This window comes from Paenibacillus sp. Dod16, from assembly GCF_049893405.1.
Classification (GTDB): Bacteria; Bacillota; Bacilli; order Paenibacillales; family Paenibacillaceae; genus Paenibacillus_AQ.
Genome location: NZ_JBNDYG010000030.1, coordinates 33,019 through 54,304 on the forward strand (window position 1 = coordinate 33,019; position 21,286 = coordinate 54,304).

The window sequence follows — 21,286 nt, forward strand, 5'->3', positions numbered from 1 at the left end:
CTATTGTAGAAGAAGAATGTGTGGAAATCGTGTTGAAATGATGGAGGATTGATGTGACCATGAATCAAATCAAAAAAAACTCCTACAACGGCTGATCGATGCAGGAGTTTTATTGATTATTCAGGCTTATTTCCTACGGTAGGGTCAGGTGTGTAATTGCTATTGTATCCATTGTACATGACGTCCGTAACCATACCTGCGGACGCATGATGCAGATCATGGCAGTGGAACATCCAATCCCCAGGATTATCGGCTTCAAATGCGACCACATATTCTTCGCCAGGCTTTACATTCAGCGTGTCTTTGATAACTGGTGTTCCTTCGAGCGGTTTTCCGTTCTTGCTTAACACTTGGAAGAAGTGCCCGTGCAAGTGCATCGGATGATCATCGGTCTTCGAGTTATTCACGAAGGTTACTTTCACCTTATCCCCTTTATCTACTTTAATTGGATCGGTATCAGGAAATAGCTTTCCATTAATGGTGTAAACCATTTCTCCGGCTTTCATTTCCGTGTTCAGATCTAGCTTCACGTCTTGATCAAATTTCTGATCCAAAGAAAAATTGGTTCTTGCTTGCTGACCGTATTTGGTTAGATCAAAGGTCGGCAGCTCTTCGTTTGCGTTCGAAGCGTCGGGTCTGTCGGGTACTCCTTCATACTCAATGACTGCACGCATGTTCTTCACGCGGTCCTCTTTTCCATGTTCTTCTAATAGCCATGATCCTGGGTTATTAGCAGTAAATTCGAGATCATAGCGTTCGCCAGGCGCGATTGCAATGCCTTGATCGGTGATCACGGCTGGACTATTAACAGGCTGTCCATCAGATGCAATGACTTTGAACTCATGCCCATGTAAATGTATCGTGTGCGTAATGTAACCCGCATTGACCAATCGAATACGGACTTTATCCCCTTTCTTTACGGTGAGCTTGTCGATTGCATCACCTGTTTTCCCATTCATGGTATACACATCATACATGCTCATATCATGCCCAGCCATCTCTGTCATGTTGCTGGTATCGCCCATGTCCATTTGGCTGTGATCCATCCCCTCCATGTCTTCATTGTTGCTCGTATTGCCCATATCCATCTGACTGTGATCCATTCCCTGCATGTCTTCATTGTTGCTCGTATCGCCCATATCCATTTGGCTATGATCCATACCTTCCATGTCTTCGTTGTTGCTCATATCCATCTCACCTGAGCTCATCCATTCATCGAGTACAATCGTATAATCACGGTCATAACTCTCGCTGGGATCTTCCACGATTAACGTACCATACAAGCCCTTATCCAGCTGATTTACGCTATCTTGGTGCGAATGATACCAGTAGGTTCCTGGGACCGTTGCTTTAAATTCATATGTGAATTCCTTACCTGCAGCCACTGCATCTTGCGTTACGCCTGGAATACCGTCCATATTATTTGGAACCGGGTAGCCATGCCAGTGTATTGAAACAGGCTCCTCCAATTCATTCTTCAATTTAACTTTTACGGTGTCCCCAACCTTCACACGAATCTGTGGGCCAGGTACCGAATTGTTAAACGTCCAAACAGGCAAGGTCACATCATCCGATACTTTCAAGTTGCTCGCTTGTGCGGTAATCGTAAATTCCTTCCCATCTGCAACAGGAGTCGCTTGCGTCAATTTCATGTCCCCTGACTGCTCTTTGTTTTGACTCGTATTTTGTTGAGAATCCCCCATGTTCATCTTGGGTTGATCTGTACCTTTCATCCCATTTTGACTATTTGCATTTGCACAACCCGCCACGATGACACTAATTGCACCAACAGCGAGGAATAATTTTAGTTTACCCTTCATCATGAACCTCCTTTTGATTTTTCTCTTCATCAATATATCTAAAATTTGTGTTGAATTTATGAAGAAAAACTTTTTGAAATTAGAAATAATGAAAAGACCAGCTGGATGGTTTATCAGCTGGTCTGTTGATGTCTACTCTTCGATGATCGTTTTTCGTTGTTTAAATTCTTCTTCCGTGATTTCACCTTTTGCATACCGCTCCGCTAGGATCATTATGGGGTAGTTCTTCGTCCTGTTATTTCTTGTCAGTGAAGCAACTACCCAATAAACCGCCACGCCTACTGCAACAATCAGTATAAGCACACCTAAAAACATGAGCAACATACACATCATCATGAACGAGTTATTCATATTTATCATCATGTTATTTTTCACCTCGAAAAAAATTTCCTTGCATGGTTTACAAAGTTCAGTATTTCCACAAAAGCCCCATCAATGTCCTTACTCCAGGGAGGCACTGAATTTTTTTACATGAATGGTTTTTCCTAGATTGGGCTTTTTCATCAATGGCATTTGCCTTGTCGTGGTCATACAATGGTGAAGAAATCAAAAAAGGAGAGATCAGAAAAGTGTATTATGTGTATCCCAATACCTGGTATTATCCGCCGTCTCGATCCGTACCACCCATGCGTCAGGAGATGATGGCAGCAGAAAATATGATGATGTCTGAACCTATGAAGGAAATGATGAACATGATGAAGCAGCATATGATGACGACAAATGAAATTAAACGTACCGTAGACAGTATTGAAGAAAGATGTAGACGAATGGAAGAAATGATGAAAGGTAAATCTTAACGAAAGGATTCAGAAGGATATACCTAGAACGCGTCTCTTTGACTGTATCTTACGCCTTAATGATAAATGGTATGACACTACTCACCGACCCGCAGCCCTCAACCCTTTCCGGGACTAATTTTAATTAGCCCCGGATTTTTGCTGCTTTGACTGTAAGTGACGAGCCCCACAAAAAAGCCACTTCCGCGACTTCATATCCATATATGTTCTTGTCCTCCGACATATTCTTCAAACATAGGCGAGGATCGTTCTCTTCATCCATTATGTATACCTCTTTAGCAATGACACCGTGAACAGCCACGGCAGAAAAAGCAGCAGTTCACCCATAGTGGGCATGGCGTATGTTCCACCCCAACTTGATTTTGCTGATTTTCCGCACATTCAAGAAAGAGCAGAATATGCTACATTGACATACCGTAGTGTTAACTGAAATGAAAAGTAATCATATGAATTATTATCCTTGATTCGTTCAAATGCTTCATCTTTAAAAGGAGAAGTCTTTGAAATATGGATTATTGTAGGAGGTAGATGCATTTTGTCCGCATTTATTGGAATTATTGCGCTCTTACTTATCATCTTAAGTGTCCTTCGGCGGAGAACTAGTAGTTAAAATTAGGCATAAAAGATATGTTTGAATGACCTGTACTAAGGAACCCTCTATATCACTTTCGAATATCGAGAAAGAAATAAATCATCGAAATAAAATCAGCAATAAAAGAGAGCTCAATCAATTATGATTAAGCTCTCCTTATGTTTAACATTATTTAACAGGGGATAGCTCACTTTCTGTTACCCATTGATGATTTTTAACTTCTTCTCCACCGGTAGTAGGAGTGAAATCCACCATATATACTGTCGTTTTCTCAGCCGAATCAATTTCAGCCGTTGCTCCTTTCATACCCTCCATATGATCTGCATTTACAACCACTTCAGTTCCTGGTTTTAATGGAGCCTCGCCTGCATTTTGTAATTCTTCATGGATGACCCATTTGTGATTCTTCACTACTTCACCACCATTCGTTGGTGTATAAGAAATAGTGTACACCGTGGTATCATATGCTCCCACAATCTTTGCCGTTGCCCCTTTCATACCAGCCATGTGATCTGATTCAATAATCGCTTGTGTTCCGATTCCATAGGTTGGATTCTTTGCTTCTTTCAAACCTTTAGGCACTTCTCCAGAGCCAGTGTGTTCCATGTTACCATGATCCATTTCCCCCGCATTATCTGGACTTTCGGGGTCATTATTATTAGCGTTGCCGCAGGCCCCCAATACTAATAAAAGGGACATGAATATTAATAATACAGCCATTGGTCTAATTCTCTTCTTCAACATAATTAACTCCCTTCATGTAAAGAATTTTGCCCTGTTTAGTACAAAGTCATTGAAAATATATCCTTAACCTTAACAGTGACATTATTATTGGTTTACCCTCTCTGTAAAAAATATATTCATTATCGAGATCAGTTAGAGCAACAATTACATAGCTTTCGGTACGTTCGACGAATCCGCCTGTTTAGGCGAGCGGATAAACATCAAAGCTAATATCGCACCCGCAAAAGCAACCATACCTGACCAAAAGAATGCTTGTTGAAAACCATCATTTAGTGCTTCTACAGGGTTGGCACCCGTCGTGGAAGAAGTAGCTGATGCGGCAATGGCAACCATGATTGCTAGGCTAATAGCAGAACCTATCTGATAGCTTGTATTCGCTAGGCCGGATGCAAGACCGGCTTCTTCTGGCTTCGCTCCCGACATCGCGGCCATCATAGAAGGAATGTAGGCTAGAGACATCCCGAGAGCACCCAAAAGCGAAGCTGGAAGTACATTGATAAGGAAACTGCCGTCTACAGGCGTATTACTTGAGAACATGAGCATCGAACCGCCAAGGGCCGTCAACCCAATCACAATGTTTGCTTTTATACCAAATTTCCCAATCAACTTGCCTGTAATAACGATCATGAAGATGGCAATCAAAATGGTCATCGGAAGCAGTCCAACCCCACCCGCGAAAGCGGAAAACTTTAATATTTGCTGCATGTACAAGTTCAGGAAGTACCATAATGGAATCCAACCACCTGACAGCATGATAAGCGCAATATTGCCAGCAGCCAGGTTTGGTGCTTTAAAGATTCCAAGCGGAACCAGTGGTTCCTTTTTGTTTAACTGAATGATTAGAAAAAGAACGAACAATATCAGCCCAGCGATAAGGGTCCATATGGTGATTGGTGCACCCCATCCATTATGTTCTGCAGTTACAATTCCATACACGATCAGAACCAAAGATGCTGTTACAGAGATGGAGCCTGCAATGTCAATACTTCCTTTTCTTCGTGTACCTTTCGCTAGAAGACCGGGAGATAAAATTAATGCAAGGATACCAACTGGTACGTTAATTAGAAATGTCCATTGCCAACTCAGCCACTCTGTAATAACACCACCCAAAAATACACCAGCGGATCCTCCAGCAGCTGCGGAAGCTCCCCAGAAGCCCAGTGCCTTGCCCAATTCCTTAGGATTACCGCTAAAAAGCATCATCACAATGGTGAGAGCCGAAGGTGCTATTAACGCGGAACCGAATCCTTGCAGTGCACGACCGATGTTTAGTGAATCATCGTTCCAAGCAAAGCCCGCAAGTAAAGATGCTAATGTAAGAATCAAAAATCCCCACATGAACATGCGTCTTTGTCCAAAGAGGTCGGATAAACGACCACCTAGTAGTAATAACCCTCCGAAGAATATTACATAGGCATTAAATACCCACTGTAAACTTTCCTGTGTATATCCTAGCGCTTCTTGAATTGCCGGTAACGCAACTCCGATAATCGAAGTATCCATAATCACCATAAAATTCGCAAGACATAATAATGCTAGTGCCATCCATCGTCTTGGATCTGCTTGCGAAAGACTCTGTCCTTGTTTAGACATTTGTTTTATCCTCCTTTAGCTACATATCTCCGGATTTCATCAATCCAAAATTAACGCTTTCGACGGCCGTCAAAAAGTGAAGTTAATTATATGCCATAATTTACCGGAGATTGACTGCTTTTATAGTATAGCCCCCTACCCTATATTGTCAACATATTTTTATTTTTTATTTGACTTTGATTCCCTGCTCATAATCAAACGGTTTCACAGCAAATAACAAAAACGCTCAGATTTTTAATATCTTGAGCGTTTAAATTAGTGTTATAGATTTAGCTTTGGTCTAAATGAATTTTTTTACGGTACCATTATTTAAAACATAAGGCCATTCTAGCCTTCTTTGATCAATAGAAATTAAAGTTGTTTATCTATAACGAATCTTCGTACAAGGGATACCTCCACACGCCGATTCATTGCCCTCCCCTCAGAGGTAGTGTTTGTGGTTTTTGGACGAAATTCTCCAAAGCCAACAATCTGAAATCTTTCCGGATCCATTTTATTATTTTGAAGCAAAATATCCATGAATCGAAGCGCTCGCTTCTGACTTAATTCCCAATTTGAATCAAATTCGCTATTACTAATCGGCACATTATCGGTATGTCCTGCGACGATTATATTATAATCTTCAGTTTCTTCTAAAATCATGGATATAGCCATAACAATGGCCCGTGATTCAGGTTTTATAACAGATTCACCAGAATTATACAATGTAGTATCACTAATCATTATAGTTAATTCCGTTTTAGTCAAACTCGTTCGAATCTTAGTTTCAAAACCACTTGTTTGTATGAATGAATCGATCTTCTTCTGTATCTTTTCAAGATCTATCTGCTCTAAATTGACTAATGTGTTTATTTGCTTGGTAATACTTCTATCGATAGTTTGCTTAACGTTTACTGTACTATCCATTCTCATATCAGATTCTATAATTCCAGACTGTGACAATACCCCCGAACCAGAACTAAAATATGTACTGAATGCTTTACTCATCTCTTCATATTTCTTCGCATCTATTGAACTCATTGCATACAACACAATAAATAGTGCTAGCAACAAGGTTAACAAATCGGCATAAGGAATCAACCAACCTTCATTAACATGTTCCTCGTGTTCATTATAGCGTTTTTTTTTAATCAAGTTTGTTCCTCCCATCTACAAATTGGTATTAGCTATGAAATTACATAGTAAGATTAGCGGGTTATGACAACACAAAACTCAATAACACTATGAATTATAGTGCTATTGAGTTCAAATTCCCCGTATTTTCATAGTTCTATGGCATTTATATAGAATCATCAGGGGGCAGTGGATTTTAACAAATATTCAATCGTTTCAATATCAGATTTACTTGGTATTGCGAATCTTTGTTCATAACACTCTCGCCCCTTACCGGTAATTATAACAACATCATCTTTCTTGGCTTTTTTCCAAACATATTCGATCGCCTCCGTACGATCGTCAATGATTAAGCATTTACTTTTCCCGTAATTACTAACTAAACTTCTCATTTCCATCAACATTTCTTTTTTATTTGCACCCTTTAAATCATCTAGAGTTAAAACAATCATATCGTTGTTTTCAACAGAAATCCGGATCATCTCCTTTCTTTTTGTTGGATCTCCATTCCCTCGAAAACCGAAAATGTGAATGACTCTGTTATTTGTACGCGAATGTATCGTTCTGAGGAATTGGAGAAATCCGTCAGGAGTGTGGGCATAGTCAACTATAAGTTCTGCCCCTGAAGGATGTTTAAAAATTTCAAAGCGCCCAGGAACACCAGCGAATGTACAGAGTGCCTTTTGTATGACTTCAGGCTCGACCCCCATTCGACTTGCTGTTAACCAAGCAGCTACGGCGTTCCAAGCATTGTATATTCCTGGGATGGGTAAAACCAGTCTATAGTGCGTACCTCTTTGTTTCAATTCAAACGTCAAAGGGAATTCTGATTCAATATTAGTGAGCTGCACATCGTCGTTACCACTTTTTCCAAAGGTATGTACTCTCATTTTTTGAGTAGCCAGAAGATCAATAAGCCTTTTACCCCAATCATTGTGACTCGATATAATGGATTCTCCGCTCTGCTTTATTTGAGTAAATAAACGAGCTTTAGTTCCAAAGTAATCTTCAAGAGTCTTATGATAGTCTAAGTGATCATGACTAAGGTTCGTAAATACCGCATAATCATATTCGATGAAGGCTATACGCTCCTGATCAATTCCATGTGAAGATACTTCCATGATGACCACTTGGTCATCGCTTTGATTCAACCATTTATTCAGTTGTAGTGAATCTGGTGTTGTTTGTGTCGATATCACCTTTTGTCCATTAATTTCTTGAAATACAGTGCCTAAGAGCGTACATGTAACGCCAGCAAATTCCAATATATGCTTAAGCATATGGGCAGTGGTGGTTTTGCCGTTTGTACCTGTAATACCGATCATTACATGATGCTGAGAAGGGAAATCGTATAAGTGACCAACAAGAGCAGCTAAGGCCCTCCGTGTATTTGAAACACGATAATATGGAACAGGTAAGTCCGTTATTTCATATTCACCAACAACGGCTGAAGCACCCGCCTTTATCGCACTTTGGATATAATGATGACCATCTTCTTTGGTCCCGTTGATGGCCACAAATACATCCCCCTGTTGTATCTTACCCGAATGAAATTGAACACCTGTAATGTTCATGTTTGCCATTGTCGTATAATCCTGCACAAATGGTTTCAAAGCTGTGTGTAGATTCATGTGAGCTCCTTTGGCATGTTAGTTATCAAATTTGATTGATCCACACAAACTACAAATTGTAGTGTTTTAAGTGTGCCTTTTTCAATCTTATAGGAATTCTTACCCTAATTATCGATGTTATTCTTATCACTAATTCTATCTATTGGTTCTACTTCTCCTACTCCACTCATAATCTACTAGTAAATGAACGCTAGATTCAGAGAGATCCAGGAGGGATAATTCATGAGTAATAAACGCAAATATATCAAAGTATTTGGATTGGTTTTTTTCGTTAACTTTCTATACAACGATAGGAGTTCACATATATCACACGAAATTCGCTTCACCTCAAATAATAACGAAATCGGATCCCCAACCGGTACAATTTGTTAAAGTAACCTCTCTAGGTTCCCCCTTAACAACAGAATCTTCAAAGCACAAATCAAAACAACCGGCACCATTAAAAAATAAAGAAAAAACATCAACCGAGGCACAAACGAATCCTTTAAAGAAAAAAGTAAAAGCCAAACGTTCTATGCCTCAAATCCTCATCTATCATTCGCACAATCGTGAATCATGGTTACCCGAATTAAGCAATGTCCAAACAGCAAATGAAGCCTTTGACTCTAAAACAAATGTTACCTTATTAGGTGATTATCTAATAAAAAAAATGAAATCGTATGACATCCCTGTTTTTCATTCAAAAAAGATTATCCTTCATTTGTCGACAGTTTTAATTATGCCTATTCCTACACCTATTCAAAGAATACAATAAAACAGGAACGTACCATGCATGATAATATTGAGTATCTGATTGATATCCATCGTGACTCACAGGGACGAGATAAAACCACCGTTCAACATAATAACTTGAATTATGCTCAAGTGTATTTTGTTGTTGGAACAAATAATCCGAATTGGGAAAAGAATATGAAATTCGATGAACGCATTCAAAAGGGACTAAATGATAAAGTACCTGATCTTTCAAAAGGAATATATACAAAAGACTCCGCCAGTGGAGATGGTGATTACAACCAAGCCCTATCGACCAATAGTGCACTTATAGAGATCGGAGGAGTCGAAAATAATCTTGAAGAAAGTTATCGTACCATAACTGTACTAGCTGAAGTTATTCAGGAGATCTGGTTAGAAGATAACGATTTAATTAATACATGATTTGATCAACGAATTAAGCGAAAATATTCGATTTTTCAATCATTACTCAAATATCGTCGCTTTTTCTTTATCCATTGTTTTCTAATAAGCAGTAGCGTGAACAACGTGGTTACTGCCAAGATAATGATTTTAGGTATTGATGTACGATAGGACTCACTTTCTGTTTTTATAACTTGATCGGTTGTTGTTGTAGTTTTTTGAAGGCTTTGAACGATAGGTACCAATTTTTCCTTATATATAATTTGCCCAGCTGAATCAATAACAACGATCTGACCGTCAGATTGATCGATCTCAACTTTAAAATCTATGTCTTTTGTGCCTGTAAACACCAATGTCTTGGGGATTACAAACCGATCTTTATAACTTTGGAAGGATGTTGCATCTACCGAGATCGAGTAGGTTTCATAATGTTCGAATCCATAATCAAATAAATTTACCATATCACTATAAGCTAGTTCTGATGAATCCGATTTTAACGTTACAGCGATCCATTCTGAGCTTCCTCTCTTTGCAGAAGCAACCAATGTATAGCCGGATTGATCTACGAATCCATTTTTCACACCCGTCGTTCCCTCGTAACGCCAAAGAAGCTTGTTATGATTATAGAGAGTCGTTTCCCAACCTTCTCCAACCCATTCCATTTCCTTTGTACTTACTATGGATCGAAACAAAGGATTTTTCATTGCATATTGTGTAATCCTTGCCATATCATAAGCGGTTGTTTGGTGCTTTTGATCAAATAGCCCGTGCGGGTTCTGAAAGGTCGTGTTTTTAACACCAATCGTTTCACTCACAAATTCATTCATTCGTTCAGCAAACTGGGCTTCACTTTCATCAAAGTACTCCGCAACCGCTGTAGCCGCATCATTACCTGAATTAATAAGAAGCCCTTGTACCAGCTTCAACAGAGGAACCCGTTCACCCTCAAGTAAATAAACCCTAGTACCATCGATAGATCTAGCCGCTTTGCTGACGGTTACAATGTCGTCTAAATTCCCTTCTTCAATCGCAATGATTCCTGTTACAATTTTTGTGATACTTGCTGGATACATCAAACGATCACTTTCTTTATGAAACAAAATGGAACCTGTTGTTCCGTCAATCAATATAGCTGCCTCGCTATTGAGTGAAAAGTGATCCTTATCTTCCATTGCAAATGTCAGATTCTGAAGACTGAACTGCAAAGTGAATAGGATTAGAAAAGCCTTGTAGAATTTTTTCATAGATGCCGTATCCTTTTCTGAAGGCAATAATGCATTCTAAAAATGTGTATAAATTATGGATGGTTATTTTCTCTACAAATTGTTAGTTGCCCTATATTTTCTCGAGTGTTGAATGGTATCATCAAGAAATGATACACGCACCGCATCAGGCTCCAAATTCACTGAATAACACAATGAATCAAACCAATCTGTATGAATGAATGCAATTGCATCTTGTCTAATCTGATAAAAATGACCCTTTTTCTTTCCTCGAATCTTTAGGTCTGATCGGGTCAATATCAAGATTTCTTGAATGAGATTGTAATATCCCTGATACTTCATTTTGTCCCTCCTCTATAATCGTTTCACTCGATAGATTTGTCTGATCTCTTCTAGCATTACGTAATGATAATCCAATTCCTAACAACATTAATATGAGATACACCATTTGTTCGAAGGATAACGGGATAAGCCATTTGGGTTTTGAATCAAATAATGACACAATCATTAGACCCATCACGGGAAATTTTAACGCAGTTGTTAGCCACTTACCGCTTCCAATAAGCCCAGCGTTTTTCCAGATCCAGACTAGCATCGGTAAAAGAATGATTAACCGGTATACGTTGATTGGGTGATAATGGAATTCAGGATTATGAATTGAAATTCCCCATGGAAGGGTTGTCAGACTTCCGTATTGCCAAGCAAGCATGCTGTATGTTACATACATAACCCCCCCTCCAAAGGTGAACAAATCGCCAATTAACCACCAAGAAACTTCAAGACGATACCAGGCACGGTATAAATAAATCGAACCAACTATCAAACCGACCCACCATCCCATCATGGTTCCGGGCATCGTCAACCAAAGAAGCGGATGGTTACTCAACAATGATGGTGTACTAACCAGCGGGCTAAATTTCCATATGATCAATATCCATAACAAAGCATTGGCAACGGGGTCTAGTATTGGCTGATCTCGATTACCGTATCGTTTACACAACCATTGCATGGCTATAAATCCAGCGAATCCAGACACCGCTATTGTCAACCAATCTATCCTGATTACAAACGGGCCAAACTGCAAAATATCATCCCCCTATTATGCCCTAAGGTAACAACCGCCGAAACTTGGATTCCATGGTTTGTGGATCAACCAAACCAATGACCTGTTCGATAATAATGCCTTCACTATTGACAAATAACGTAGTTGGTATGGGGCGAATCGCATATTTTTGAGCTACTTCACCTTTTTCATCAATCAGAACGGGAAACTGAAAACCAAAATCTTGTGCAAAAGCTTTAGCCCCTTCAATTGAATCACTAGCTGTTACATTCACCGCATAGATTTCTATACGAGCTTTATATTTATCGTAGAGCCGTACCAATTCAGGTGCCTCAATTTTGCATGGGCCGCACCACGAAGCCCAAAAATTAATTACGACAGGTTTGCCGTTCAAACTTTGGAGTGAATAAGTCTGTCCATCAAGTGCTTGTAGTGAAAAGTTCGGGGCTTGATAACCCGTTTTGGGCAGTTCTTCTGTTCTTACAGACGTCGATTGTATAATAGCGATGATAGCGAGAACAATAATTGTCGAAAGTATCCACCATTGTTTTTTCACTACAAACTCGCCCCCTTAAAAACCAGTAAATCCACCGTATAATTCAATGAAAAAAATAGTGATTTTTGTCATTTGATCCGTATAGAGCAAGACACCTGTCAACACCATTAATGCTCCTCCGATTTTCATGAGTCGATTAGAATGTTTTAGGATCCATTTCGTTCGCCCAAGGAAGAAGGCCATGATAAAAAACGGAATAGCGAAGCCTAAAGTGTAAGAAAAGGTATATATCAACGCCTCAGAGGGATTGGTAAAACCTAAAGCTAACACCGCTGTGAGTATAGGGCCAACACAGGGTGTCCACCCTGCCGCATATGTAACTCCGACTAATACGGAACCCAGATAACCGACAGGCCTTTTATTCCATTCAAATCGCAAATCTTTCATTAGGATTGAAGGTTTAAATAACCCCACCATCATCAAACCCATCACAACAATCATCACACCGCCTATTTTGCGAATTAACTCTTGATTACCAGTAAACAGATTTCCTATGAAACTAGCAGACAGACCTAGAGCGAAAAATATAATAGAAAACCCAAAAATAAAAAAAACAGTATGAAACAATGTTCTTGTTCGAAAAGCCCCTCTGCCTTCCTGTAAATCTTTCACGGATACCCCTGTTATATAAGATAAATACGAGGGGTACAGCGGAAGGCAGCATGGTGAGATAAATGACAGAAATCCTGCTGCAAAAACAATCCAGACCGTTAAATCAGCGTTGAACATGCTACTTTTCTCCTTAAACTACAGTAAGTAGTGATTAGACTTACACTACGTATTGTAGTATCAAAGAATAGACGATGTCAATTCCAATGAAAAATTAATAGCGGAATTTTTTATATTACTTACTTAAATTTAATTTCGGTTGCAAAATATATAACAACCCGTATAACAGAGCTCCTATCGTCATAGCAGCAGTAAAGCCTAGGGTTAAAGAGATCATGGTGGCAAGAAGCGAACCAGTGACGGTCATCAGACCATTAATTGCCCAACTTAATGCTATCTTCCGCTCAGGAGTCTTCGTCAAACCAAACGGAAACGGCATACCCATAAATAAACCTAATGGGATGAGTATTAGCCCCGCTGCTATAACCCGATAGGTTAAAGATAAAGAAAATGATTGTTCGTTATACCATGATATAACTCCATTCACACACAATGTTAAAACACAAATCCACAACAAAGGCGTGTATCTATTCTTGTCGAAAGAAAACCATTTACCAAAAAACAGGCTGCCAACACCACCAGAAACTAACAATACACCAAGCACCAATACAAAAGATAACGTTGGATGTCCTAACGGTAGGATTAACCTCTGTATAAGTGTTGTTTCAATCACAATAAATCCGATCCCCAACCCAGAAAAGTACGCGGTACGACCTAATGAGTACTTTGTTCTTACAGCTAATATTAAAGTAATCAATATCGTACCTATCGTAAGAATGACAAGTTGGACAGGAACCCCATTTGCCTTATTGTAAAAGTAGGGCATATCGTCACGATTAGAAAGTAATTGGTTTTGTGAAATCGAAAAAGTACGATATAAATCAGCATAGCGATCATATATCTTTGGGATGTGAACAGGTATCTGTTGTTTCTTTTCAGCTTCCACTTTAAGATGTTGTGCGGACTCTAAAGTAAAGGGGGCTTTCGTCACAATCACCAACGGCCTGGTAATACGACTCCCATTGAATCCCCACACGACATGACCAAGATGCTGATATGTGCCAATCACTGCCAGATGATTCTGTAATTGATTATGATGAATCCCTTCAAATCGTAGTGATTCCTCTGCTGCGTTCAACACCTTCATGAGCTCCGACTCATCATGGAGTAAAAATGCAAGCCTCCCCCCCGGCTTCAGCTTGTTTAGATATTCTCGGATGGCTTCTTCTGTGAAGATATAATTTTCAGTCAAAGCAAGGCCTAAGCCATTCTCCGATTCTTTTTTTACAAGGGACAAATAGATCAAGTCATACTGATTTTGTGTTTGACGTATATAATTCCTTCCATCAGAAACGATTGCTTTCACCCCCGGTTGATTAAATACATCGCCCGAGAATGAAGAAACTGTCTGTACAGCTCGAAAGCTCCCAGGATTGATATCGACCGCTTCAATTTCCTTAAAGCCTGCAAGTTGGGCGGCTAAAACCTCTTGGCCACCGCCTGCTCCAATAATGAGTGCCCGTTTTTTATCTAAGATATCTTCAAAAGCAAGAAAACTGGTTGTTGATCGTAAATAGTCTACCTCCTCTAAGTCCCCCGTATATTTTGATATGGGAGAAACAGCACCCCCATCGATAGTAATATATAACAGCTCCCCGTTTGCATCGTCGTATACATCAGTACGAGAGAATGAATTCCATTCCGTATACATAACTTTTGATTTCGTGTTTCCTTGGAACACATTTGATGGACTCGTTTCGAATGCCAGAAAGGGGATGTATTGTGAGAATGGTAAGACCGTGTTGACAAGCAGAAGCGTAAAAATCAAGAGATATACGAATTTCCGCTGGGTTCGCGAACGATTAAAGTCCATACTAACGCTTATTCCAAACAATATGGCAGCTAACAGTGATATTGTTGTGATGGGATCGAATATACTCATCAATACGATGGATGAAACGGCTCCAATCCCTGCGCCAGCCAAATCAGCACAATAAATGAGGCGAATTTGTTGTTTATGTTGTTGCATAATGGCAGCGAGTAAAGCACCTCCAGTAAAGAAAGGGAGCAGAGCGACTGGTGAATAAAACCATATCCCTTGATACGGAAAGACATACATGACAAAGACGGATACGATTAGAAAAAGTGCAAACAAGCCGAGACATACATTGCGAAATTGGTAAACACGTCCGGCAGTTTTATAGGCCATAAATCCACCAAGTCCAATACCTAGCGTAGCTAATGAAATGGTTAAAAACACGTAATTATTATCCGAGATAACTGCAAAGAATCGAGAAAGAAAAACTTCGTAAACGATGAAAGAGAAAGCAGCTGCGAATGTTAGAATCGCATCCCTCTGAATATCCCTTATCACCATGAAAATCCCCTTCCCAATTTATCTCTTATATGTAATTCAGTCTGCTCTCATCATTCTTATTTCAAACCTGCCTTAGTCCATTTATCATTTAACATATTAAAAATAAAAAGTGCCATTGTCGCAGTCAGCGATAGGCACTTAATGAATAATTACATTTTTTATTTTTAAGATTCGAATTTTTGTAAATGAACTTCAAATGTTGTGCCCTGTCCATATTCACTGAATACTTGAATTTTGCCGTTATGGAGCTCCACTATTTTTTTGGCAATTGCGAGCCCGAGTCCAGACCCGCCATGTTCCCTTGATCTGGACTTTTCAACACGATAGAATCGCTCAAACCAACAAGGAATTTCATCTTCAGGTATACCTGGCCCTGTATCCTCTATCGATATGCAAACCATTCCAACATCACGCATCGTCCGGCATGGTAACGGAGGTGAAATATAAGTATTCAGATTATCAAACTAATTACACTTCCGATCCGAATGTAGATAATAAAGCTGAGTAGAAGATAGAACAATCACAAACTCCTACAGATGGAATACATCGTTTGGGAGTTTTGTGGGTTTTTTAATTTGTAACATATGTTTTTTAAATATATATTAGATCTTAAAGCAGCCCCTTCCGTATTCGTTTAGCAATTCTTCTTACTGTTCTTGCTTTCCGTCGCTCTGCTTTTGCTCTCCGCCTCTCTACTCTCGCTATCCTTCTCTGAGCCTTTGCCAGTCGCCTCTCTGCCTTTGCCAACTTCCTGCTGAACTTCAGTAACCTTCCAATGCTAAATAAGTCCATCTTAGCTCCTATTGATCTTTTTTATGCAGCGAAGGTACGGCATTCTTGAGCGCATTTCAAGCACATTCGACTGCACATTTGGGATTCCTGATCAGCAAACTTCGCACATTCATTGCCGCAGGCCTCGCAAATATATGCACACAGATTAGCAGCTGCTTTTGCAAAAACACTACGGCGAGCAATGTAACAAGAGAGCGTTTCACAAATAGTGGCACAATCACGGAGTAATTGGATTTGGTGGATTCTAGAGCGTGCGTCAGGCATACAAAGAAAATGAGAAACCATATGTTCACACATTGCCCCACATTCTTGTACGATTTTGAGTACACGAGGAAACATCATGGCAGTGTGATGCTTCATAGTCTGATTCAACATTAGAGCCTCCTAATATTTTGTTCATACAGCTTATGCATATGACTTTTGTCCGGTGTAGTAGGTATTTGCCTAATTCATTTGAATAATGTGTACCCCAAGAGGGATGGTAAATATTCCATCCAATGCTCCTTCATGGGTTGTGATAGATTTGAGATGCAAGACATTAATCATCACGATCAGGAGGGATTATTTTGAAAAAAATCATCGCATTGGGGTTGTTGACTGCTCTATCATTTTCAGTTGTCCCAGAGCAAGGACAAGTATTGGCTGCTCCTCAAAAGACCTTATATCAGCAGGACAACTCTTCTTCAATCAGACAAAACGTCATAAATAGTGGTATGAAATATTTAGGTACCCCCTATGAATTTGGTTCTAGCCGCTCGAATACAAATACCTTTGATTGTTCTGATTTTGTTCGGCAAGCTTATTGGGAGGGATCCGGTGTATTAATCCCAGCAAATTCAAGAACGCAAGGGGCCTATATCAAGCAAAATGGAACTGTAACAAAGGATTGGAGACGATTAAAACCTGGGGATATCATGTTTTTCATGTCTTATAAGGGGAATAAAGACTCGAGCTATAGAGGTATTGACAAAAGTAAGGCACGTATTACGCATAATGGAATATATCTCGGGAATGGAAAGATTTTGCATACTTATTCTAAAACATCCGGCGGTGTCCGAATCGATTCAATTGATAACACACATTGGGAAAAGAGATTTCTCTTTGGTGGAAGTTTTTTGAAATAAACACTACAAATTGTAGTTAAATTAAAAATGGACCCAGTGAATAACTGGGTCCATTAGCTATACCAATTCCAAGAGCCTTCTCCGAGATAACACCAAAAGTAATGGTGTAAGGCACGCCTATTTATCTTGCAGTAATATCTCCTGCTGTTTCTGTTTATTCTGAAATGAGAAATACAGAATCAAACCAATACTTACGAGGATAACGACAACGCTAGTCCATTGACCCGCGGTCCAGTCCAGCAAGTAGCGAAGGGAATCCCCACGCAGAAATTCCAACATAAATCTTCCAACTGCGTAAAGAATGTTATACCAAAGGAACAATACCCCTCTAGGCAAAGTTCTCGTTCTCAATATGAGTAAAATGGCAAATACAATCAGATCCCACTGCCCTTCCCATACCTCGGCTGGCCAAAGCGGCTGCGAACCATAAACATCAAATGCCATTGTTCCTGGAGGGTATACAATCCCAAAGTTTGAACCTGTCGGAGAACCAAAAGCATCACCATTAAGAAAGCAAGCAACTCTGCCAATAGCTTGTCCTAAAATAATTGCAGGTGCCAGGACATCCGCCAATTCCCAAAATGAAAGGCGATGTATCCTAGTATAGATAGCTGCCACTATAAAACCACCCACTAATGCTCCTTGAATTGATATTCCCCCATTCCAAATGGCAAATATTTCACTTAGATTGGATGAGTAATAGTTCCACTGAAAAAAGAAAACGTGCCAAACTCTGGCCATTATAATTGCGCCAAAAATCACATAGGTCATTAAGTTCGGAATATGCTTCTGGTACTCGCTCCCTCTCGAAAGGTAATAAGCAACTCCTATGGCAAGTAAAATTGCAAAAGCTACAATTACGCCATAAGAACGAATATCAATACCGCCAATGGAAAAGAGTATAACCTTCATCTCATCATTTCCCTCTCATCTCAAATATATAACAGCATGTAGTCACCTTATTACCAATAAGTTATCGTATCGGCGACCCCTAATAATAGAAATAACACACCTACGACTCTCTGCATCCATTTCCCCCATTGACGCGACTTTTTTATCATAGCTGTATCGAACCCCAGTACGATGCTTAATCCCACAAACAATAGAAACGGCATCGCTGTTCCTATTGCAAATATTGGAGGTAGAATGAATCCATAAGAAGATTGAAATACCAACGGCATAACTAAGCCGAAAAACAGCCAAACCATCGTTGGACAAAAACCGAAGGAAAAGGAAGCTCCTAGTACAAACGCCCCCCATTTCCCACCGATACGTCCAGATAGATTTTTTAGATATGAAGATAATTGAAAGCCGAAACTACCCGGTAATTTCAACAAACCTAAAAAGAACAGCCCCATGATAATCAGCAGTGGACCTAACATTTTACGTGCGAATACGAAAAATGGAATCATATCTTGGGATACACTTTGTCCAAATAGCCAAAACACAGCACCCAATATACTAAATACTGAAATTTTCCCGAGCAAGTACATACTGATTTCGATCCATGATAATCTTCGCTGAACTTGGCGGTTACTAAAATACATCATGGCACCTATGTTTGCTGAAATTTGACACGGTGCCACTGAACCGACAAACCCCAAAAACATAACAGAAAGAAGTGCTATATTCGAAGAGTACGCTACCTCAGTTAATGGACTAGCAACAACGTTGGTTATCCAGTTGAATATTTCATACACGTCCTTAAATCACCTCAGCAATAATCTTACCGTAAAAACTACACGTAGTAGTGTTTAGAATAAAAAAAGGGCTCATGAACATCCGCCCGATATCAAACCAATCATGATGCCAAAAATAATAATGGTTGACAGAAGAGACTTGCCGTAGGAAAAGGGAATATGAAGCGGTTGATCCGGCTGAAGCACTTGTAATATTCGGTAATTTATTGCTGTATTTGCAAAGGGCACAGCTACGGTTATATGCCGATTATTTACCAAAGTGGACAACTTCAATAATACATTACCTAAGTGATATTCCGATTTCATATGTCTTAAAGCAAAACGATCCGCAAGAAGTTCCTTCCTAGTTGCAAACTGATTGCTCAATGTTTTTAATAATGGAATATACCCCATGCTCTCTGTCAGTAAAACGACCAGGAACATTTGAAGCGGATCGCGTCCCCTGCAGTGATACCATTCATGGAGTAATATTGCCCTGACTTCCTCTTCGTTGAACAGGTTCATAACTGCAGTAGAAATAACGATACGTGGATGCCAAATCCCCATTGCCAAAGCAATAAATGCGTCATCTCTAACAACTATAATTTCTGTATTCCAATCCTGGTATACCTTGTTTAGGTATAACGTTTGCTGATGATCCGTATTATTTCTAAACGTCCGCATCCATTTCCAAGTCAAGAATAATTGCCTACCTGATCTGCCAACTAATCGCACCACTGTATACAAAATGACAAGATTAAATAAAACTTTAATGATGTCATGCCCCAAAGTGTCTTCCTGTATAGCGGTTAAGCAGTATTGTATTATATTCCAATTGAGTGGCACACCTAGTACTTGATGCGCGACATACCAACCCATTTGGATCAACACAAATGAGCCCGTGAGTAACATGATTAACAAAATCAGATTTGTTTTCACAGCCGATTTCATGATGAACTCCCGTGATTCATTTGGTTCAGTTTATCTTGAAGTTTAGAGATTAATTTAGGATCTGCATCATCCAATGCATCGATCATATGACCAACAACTAACTCTCCAAATTCGCGGATTAGTCCTTGTGTAACCTCTTTAGTTTGTTCTGATAAGAATTGTTCTTTGGTTTGTATAGGTTCAAAAAACGTTAATCTTGCTCTACCGCTACCCTTGGAAGTTTTTTTCAGCAGTCCTTTCTCAATCAATCGATTCATAACAGTCATTACGGTATTAAATGAGAGTGGTTCTTCTTCACTTACAATGGTTTGTACATCACGAATCGTTGTTTTTTTTGATGCCCATAGAATTTCCATAATTTTCGCTTCCAGCGGACCAAAGAATTGATTTAGACCTTGTTCATGCATGTTAAACTTTTTAATTTTCAATTTCCTCACCTCTGTAACTACAAATTGTAGTAACAATTAGTAGCACTGTCAATTGTAGAAGGCGAATTACTTATTTCGTTCTTGTCCATTTCTCTCCGCCGTTACTACTTTCATAAACAGAATAACGATCTGTTATAATAACGAGACGGTTGCTGTCTTGTTTAGATGCTTTAATACCAAGTGGAATTTCCCCATTCAATTCTATGTCCATCGCCGTCCATGTTTTCAAATCCATTGATTTTTGGAATCCGCTTTCCGTCATAGTAACTACTTCTTTGTTAGGCAAAGTTATGACTTGATAAACCGGATCATTGGTCAGTTTGTTTTCTTGAACAGTTCCATTTTGTATATCATACCGTACAAGTCCCGTTTCCGTTCCAGCCAAAATGGATGATGGCGATCCAGTCATCATTGTAATAGAATATGCACCGGCAGGTAAACTTGTTACATTCGTCCACGTGTTCCCGCCATCCCTCGTTTCATACAGGTTATCACCCTCACCTGCTAACAATGTAAATAGATGATTCGGATCATCCGGGTCCATCGTTAAATAATGGGCATCGGGCTCATCGGGTTTTGCTGCATTAGGGAGTCCGTTTTCAATTGTCTGCCAAGTTTCCCCACCATCAACGGAACGTTTGACAAATCCATGTCCTGATACAAATATCCTTGTTGGATCAAACGGATCAATTTCAAGCCCCATGATATCATTCGTACGGAGTTCTGGGAGTGTTCTTTGAAATATATCGTCTTTCAGCTCATAAACACCTGTATGTGTCCCTACCCAGACCGTATCATTACTAGGCGAGTAGCTAAATATATGTGGATGAGTGTTAGAGTCGGCATTCAGTGTATCAAGAGTGGTATCATTCGATTTTTTCACATTTCCCCAAATAGCAAAACCAATCAAGACAATCATAACCACAGAAAATAATGATCCGATACCTAACGATATTCCCTTCCTTTTTTTCTTTGATTTCTTATCCGTCATCATCATTCT

20 protein-coding genes and 1 pseudogene are annotated in these 21,286 nt (G+C 39.6%); 4 read left to right on the forward strand and 17 right to left on the reverse strand.

Annotated elements, in window-relative coordinates; all coding sequences use genetic code 11:
* Nucleotides 1-116: 116 nt before the first annotated feature.
* On the reverse strand, nt 117-1,820 hold the full coding sequence (locus ACPV3A_RS21435; protein WP_063477387.1) for a multicopper oxidase family protein: 1,704 nt from the start codon (nt 1,818-1,820) through the stop codon (nt 117-119).
* 132 nt (nt 1,821-1,952) lie between these two features.
* A complete protein-coding gene (locus tag ACPV3A_RS21440) occupies nt 1,953-2,183 on the reverse strand; it encodes an SHOCT domain-containing protein (protein WP_051449138.1) in 231 nt (76 codons plus the stop codon).
* A gap of 143 nt (nt 2,184-2,326) precedes the next feature.
* On the opposite strand from ACPV3A_RS21440, the gene ACPV3A_RS21445 reads away from it, so the two are divergent.
* Nucleotides 2,327-2,617, forward strand: a complete 291-nt coding sequence (locus ACPV3A_RS21445; protein ID WP_143767901.1) for a hypothetical protein — start codon at nt 2,327-2,329, stop codon at nt 2,615-2,617.
* 760 nt (nt 2,618-3,377) lie between these two features.
* Here ACPV3A_RS21445 and ACPV3A_RS21450 read toward each other — a convergent pair.
* The 4 genes from ACPV3A_RS21450 to ACPV3A_RS21465 form a co-directional block, all read right to left on the reverse strand.
* On the reverse strand, nt 3,378-3,953 hold the full coding sequence (locus ACPV3A_RS21450) for a YdhK family protein (RefSeq protein ID WP_036638551.1): 576 nt from the start codon (nt 3,951-3,953) through the stop codon (nt 3,378-3,380).
* 144 nt (nt 3,954-4,097) lie between these two features.
* Nucleotides 4,098-5,546, reverse strand: coding sequence for an MFS transporter (locus tag ACPV3A_RS21455; RefSeq protein ID WP_036638549.1), 1,449 nt, complete (start codon nt 5,544-5,546; stop codon nt 4,098-4,100).
* 351 nt (nt 5,547-5,897) lie between these two features.
* On the reverse strand, nt 5,898-6,680 hold the full coding sequence (locus tag ACPV3A_RS21460) for a flagellar motor protein MotB (RefSeq protein ID WP_036638547.1): 783 nt from the start codon (nt 6,678-6,680) through the stop codon (nt 5,898-5,900).
* A 158-nt stretch (nt 6,681-6,838) separates the two neighbouring features.
* Nucleotides 6,839-8,290 carry a UDP-N-acetylmuramoyl-L-alanyl-D-glutamate--2,6-diaminopimelate ligase gene (locus ACPV3A_RS21465; protein ID WP_036638545.1) on the reverse strand — a complete coding sequence of 484 codons (1,452 nt, stop codon included), beginning with the start codon at nt 8,288-8,290 and terminating at the stop codon, nt 6,839-6,841.
* 253 nt (nt 8,291-8,543) lie between these two features.
* Here ACPV3A_RS21465 and ACPV3A_RS21470 point away from each other — a divergent pair, with 253 nt between their 5' ends.
* Together ACPV3A_RS21470 and spoIIP are read left to right on the forward strand one after the other, a co-directional pair.
* A complete protein-coding gene (locus tag ACPV3A_RS21470; RefSeq protein ID WP_076152822.1) occupies nt 8,544-9,044 on the forward strand; it encodes a stage II sporulation protein P in 501 nt (166 codons plus the stop codon).
* Nucleotides 9,008-9,445, forward strand: a pseudogene (spoIIP, locus tag ACPV3A_RS21475) (stage II sporulation protein P); the annotation flags it as partial. The gene ACPV3A_RS21470 and the pseudogene spoIIP, both read left to right, overlap by 37 nt.
* Nucleotides 9,446-9,480: 35 nt before the next feature.
* Here spoIIP and ACPV3A_RS21480 read toward each other — a convergent pair.
* The 6 genes from ACPV3A_RS21480 to ACPV3A_RS21505 all read right to left on the reverse strand — a co-directional run bounded on the left by ACPV3A_RS21480 (nt 9,481) and on the right by ACPV3A_RS21505 (nt 15,728).
* Entirely contained in the window at nt 9,481-10,668 is a 1,188-nt protein-coding gene (locus tag ACPV3A_RS21480; RefSeq protein WP_036638543.1) for a D-alanyl-D-alanine carboxypeptidase family protein, read from the reverse strand.
* A gap of 217 nt (nt 10,669-10,885) precedes the next feature.
* Nucleotides 10,886-11,731: a hypothetical protein gene (locus ACPV3A_RS21485; protein ID WP_036638539.1), complete on the reverse strand. Its 846-nt coding sequence runs from the start codon at nt 11,729-11,731 to the stop codon at nt 10,886-10,888.
* A 22-nt stretch (nt 11,732-11,753) separates the two neighbouring features.
* Nucleotides 11,754-12,266, reverse strand: a complete 513-nt coding sequence (locus ACPV3A_RS21490) for a TlpA family protein disulfide reductase (RefSeq protein ID WP_036638536.1) — start codon at nt 12,264-12,266, stop codon at nt 11,754-11,756.
* A 15-nt stretch (nt 12,267-12,281) separates the two neighbouring features.
* Nucleotides 12,282-12,995 (reverse strand): cytochrome c biogenesis CcdA family protein, encoded by a 714-nt coding sequence (locus ACPV3A_RS21495; protein WP_036638535.1) that lies wholly within the window; start codon nt 12,993-12,995, stop codon nt 12,282-12,284.
* A gap of 115 nt (nt 12,996-13,110) precedes the next feature.
* A complete protein-coding gene (locus tag ACPV3A_RS21500) occupies nt 13,111-15,312 on the reverse strand; it encodes a hypothetical protein (RefSeq protein WP_051449136.1) in 2,202 nt (733 codons plus the stop codon).
* A 164-nt stretch (nt 15,313-15,476) separates the two neighbouring features.
* Nucleotides 15,477-15,728 carry a sensor histidine kinase gene (locus tag ACPV3A_RS21505; protein ID WP_081742730.1) on the reverse strand — a complete coding sequence of 84 codons (252 nt, stop codon included), beginning with the start codon at nt 15,726-15,728 and terminating at the stop codon, nt 15,477-15,479.
* A 942-nt stretch (nt 15,729-16,670) separates the two neighbouring features.
* On the opposite strand from ACPV3A_RS21505, the gene ACPV3A_RS21510 reads away from it, so the two are divergent.
* Nucleotides 16,671-17,228: a C40 family peptidase gene (locus tag ACPV3A_RS21510; protein WP_225595916.1), complete on the forward strand. Its 558-nt coding sequence runs from the start codon at nt 16,671-16,673 to the stop codon at nt 17,226-17,228.
* A 117-nt stretch (nt 17,229-17,345) separates the two neighbouring features.
* On the opposite strand, the gene lgt is transcribed toward ACPV3A_RS21510, so the two are convergent.
* The 5 genes from lgt to ACPV3A_RS21535 all read right to left on the reverse strand — a co-directional run bounded on the left by lgt (nt 17,346) and on the right by ACPV3A_RS21535 (nt 21,277).
* Nucleotides 17,346-18,140: a prolipoprotein diacylglyceryl transferase gene (lgt, locus tag ACPV3A_RS21515; protein ID WP_036638523.1), complete on the reverse strand. Its 795-nt coding sequence runs from the start codon at nt 18,138-18,140 to the stop codon at nt 17,346-17,348.
* 50 nt (nt 18,141-18,190) lie between these two features.
* Nucleotides 18,191-18,928, reverse strand: coding sequence for a sulfite exporter TauE/SafE family protein (locus tag ACPV3A_RS21520; protein ID WP_036638521.1), 738 nt, complete (start codon nt 18,926-18,928; stop codon nt 18,191-18,193).
* Between the two features lie 72 nt (nt 18,929-19,000).
* Nucleotides 19,001-19,858 (reverse strand): M56 family metallopeptidase, encoded by an 858-nt coding sequence (locus tag ACPV3A_RS21525; RefSeq protein ID WP_036638520.1) that lies wholly within the window; start codon nt 19,856-19,858, stop codon nt 19,001-19,003.
* Nucleotides 19,855-20,286, reverse strand: a complete 432-nt coding sequence (locus ACPV3A_RS21530) for a BlaI/MecI/CopY family transcriptional regulator (protein ID WP_036638517.1) — start codon at nt 20,284-20,286, stop codon at nt 19,855-19,857. The genes ACPV3A_RS21525 and ACPV3A_RS21530 overlap by 4 nt, the downstream gene beginning before the upstream one ends.
* 70 nt (nt 20,287-20,356) lie before the next feature.
* Nucleotides 20,357-21,277, reverse strand: coding sequence for a WD40/YVTN/BNR-like repeat-containing protein (locus ACPV3A_RS21535; RefSeq protein ID WP_036638515.1), 921 nt, complete (start codon nt 21,275-21,277; stop codon nt 20,357-20,359).
* Nucleotides 21,278-21,286: the final 9 nt, after the last annotated feature.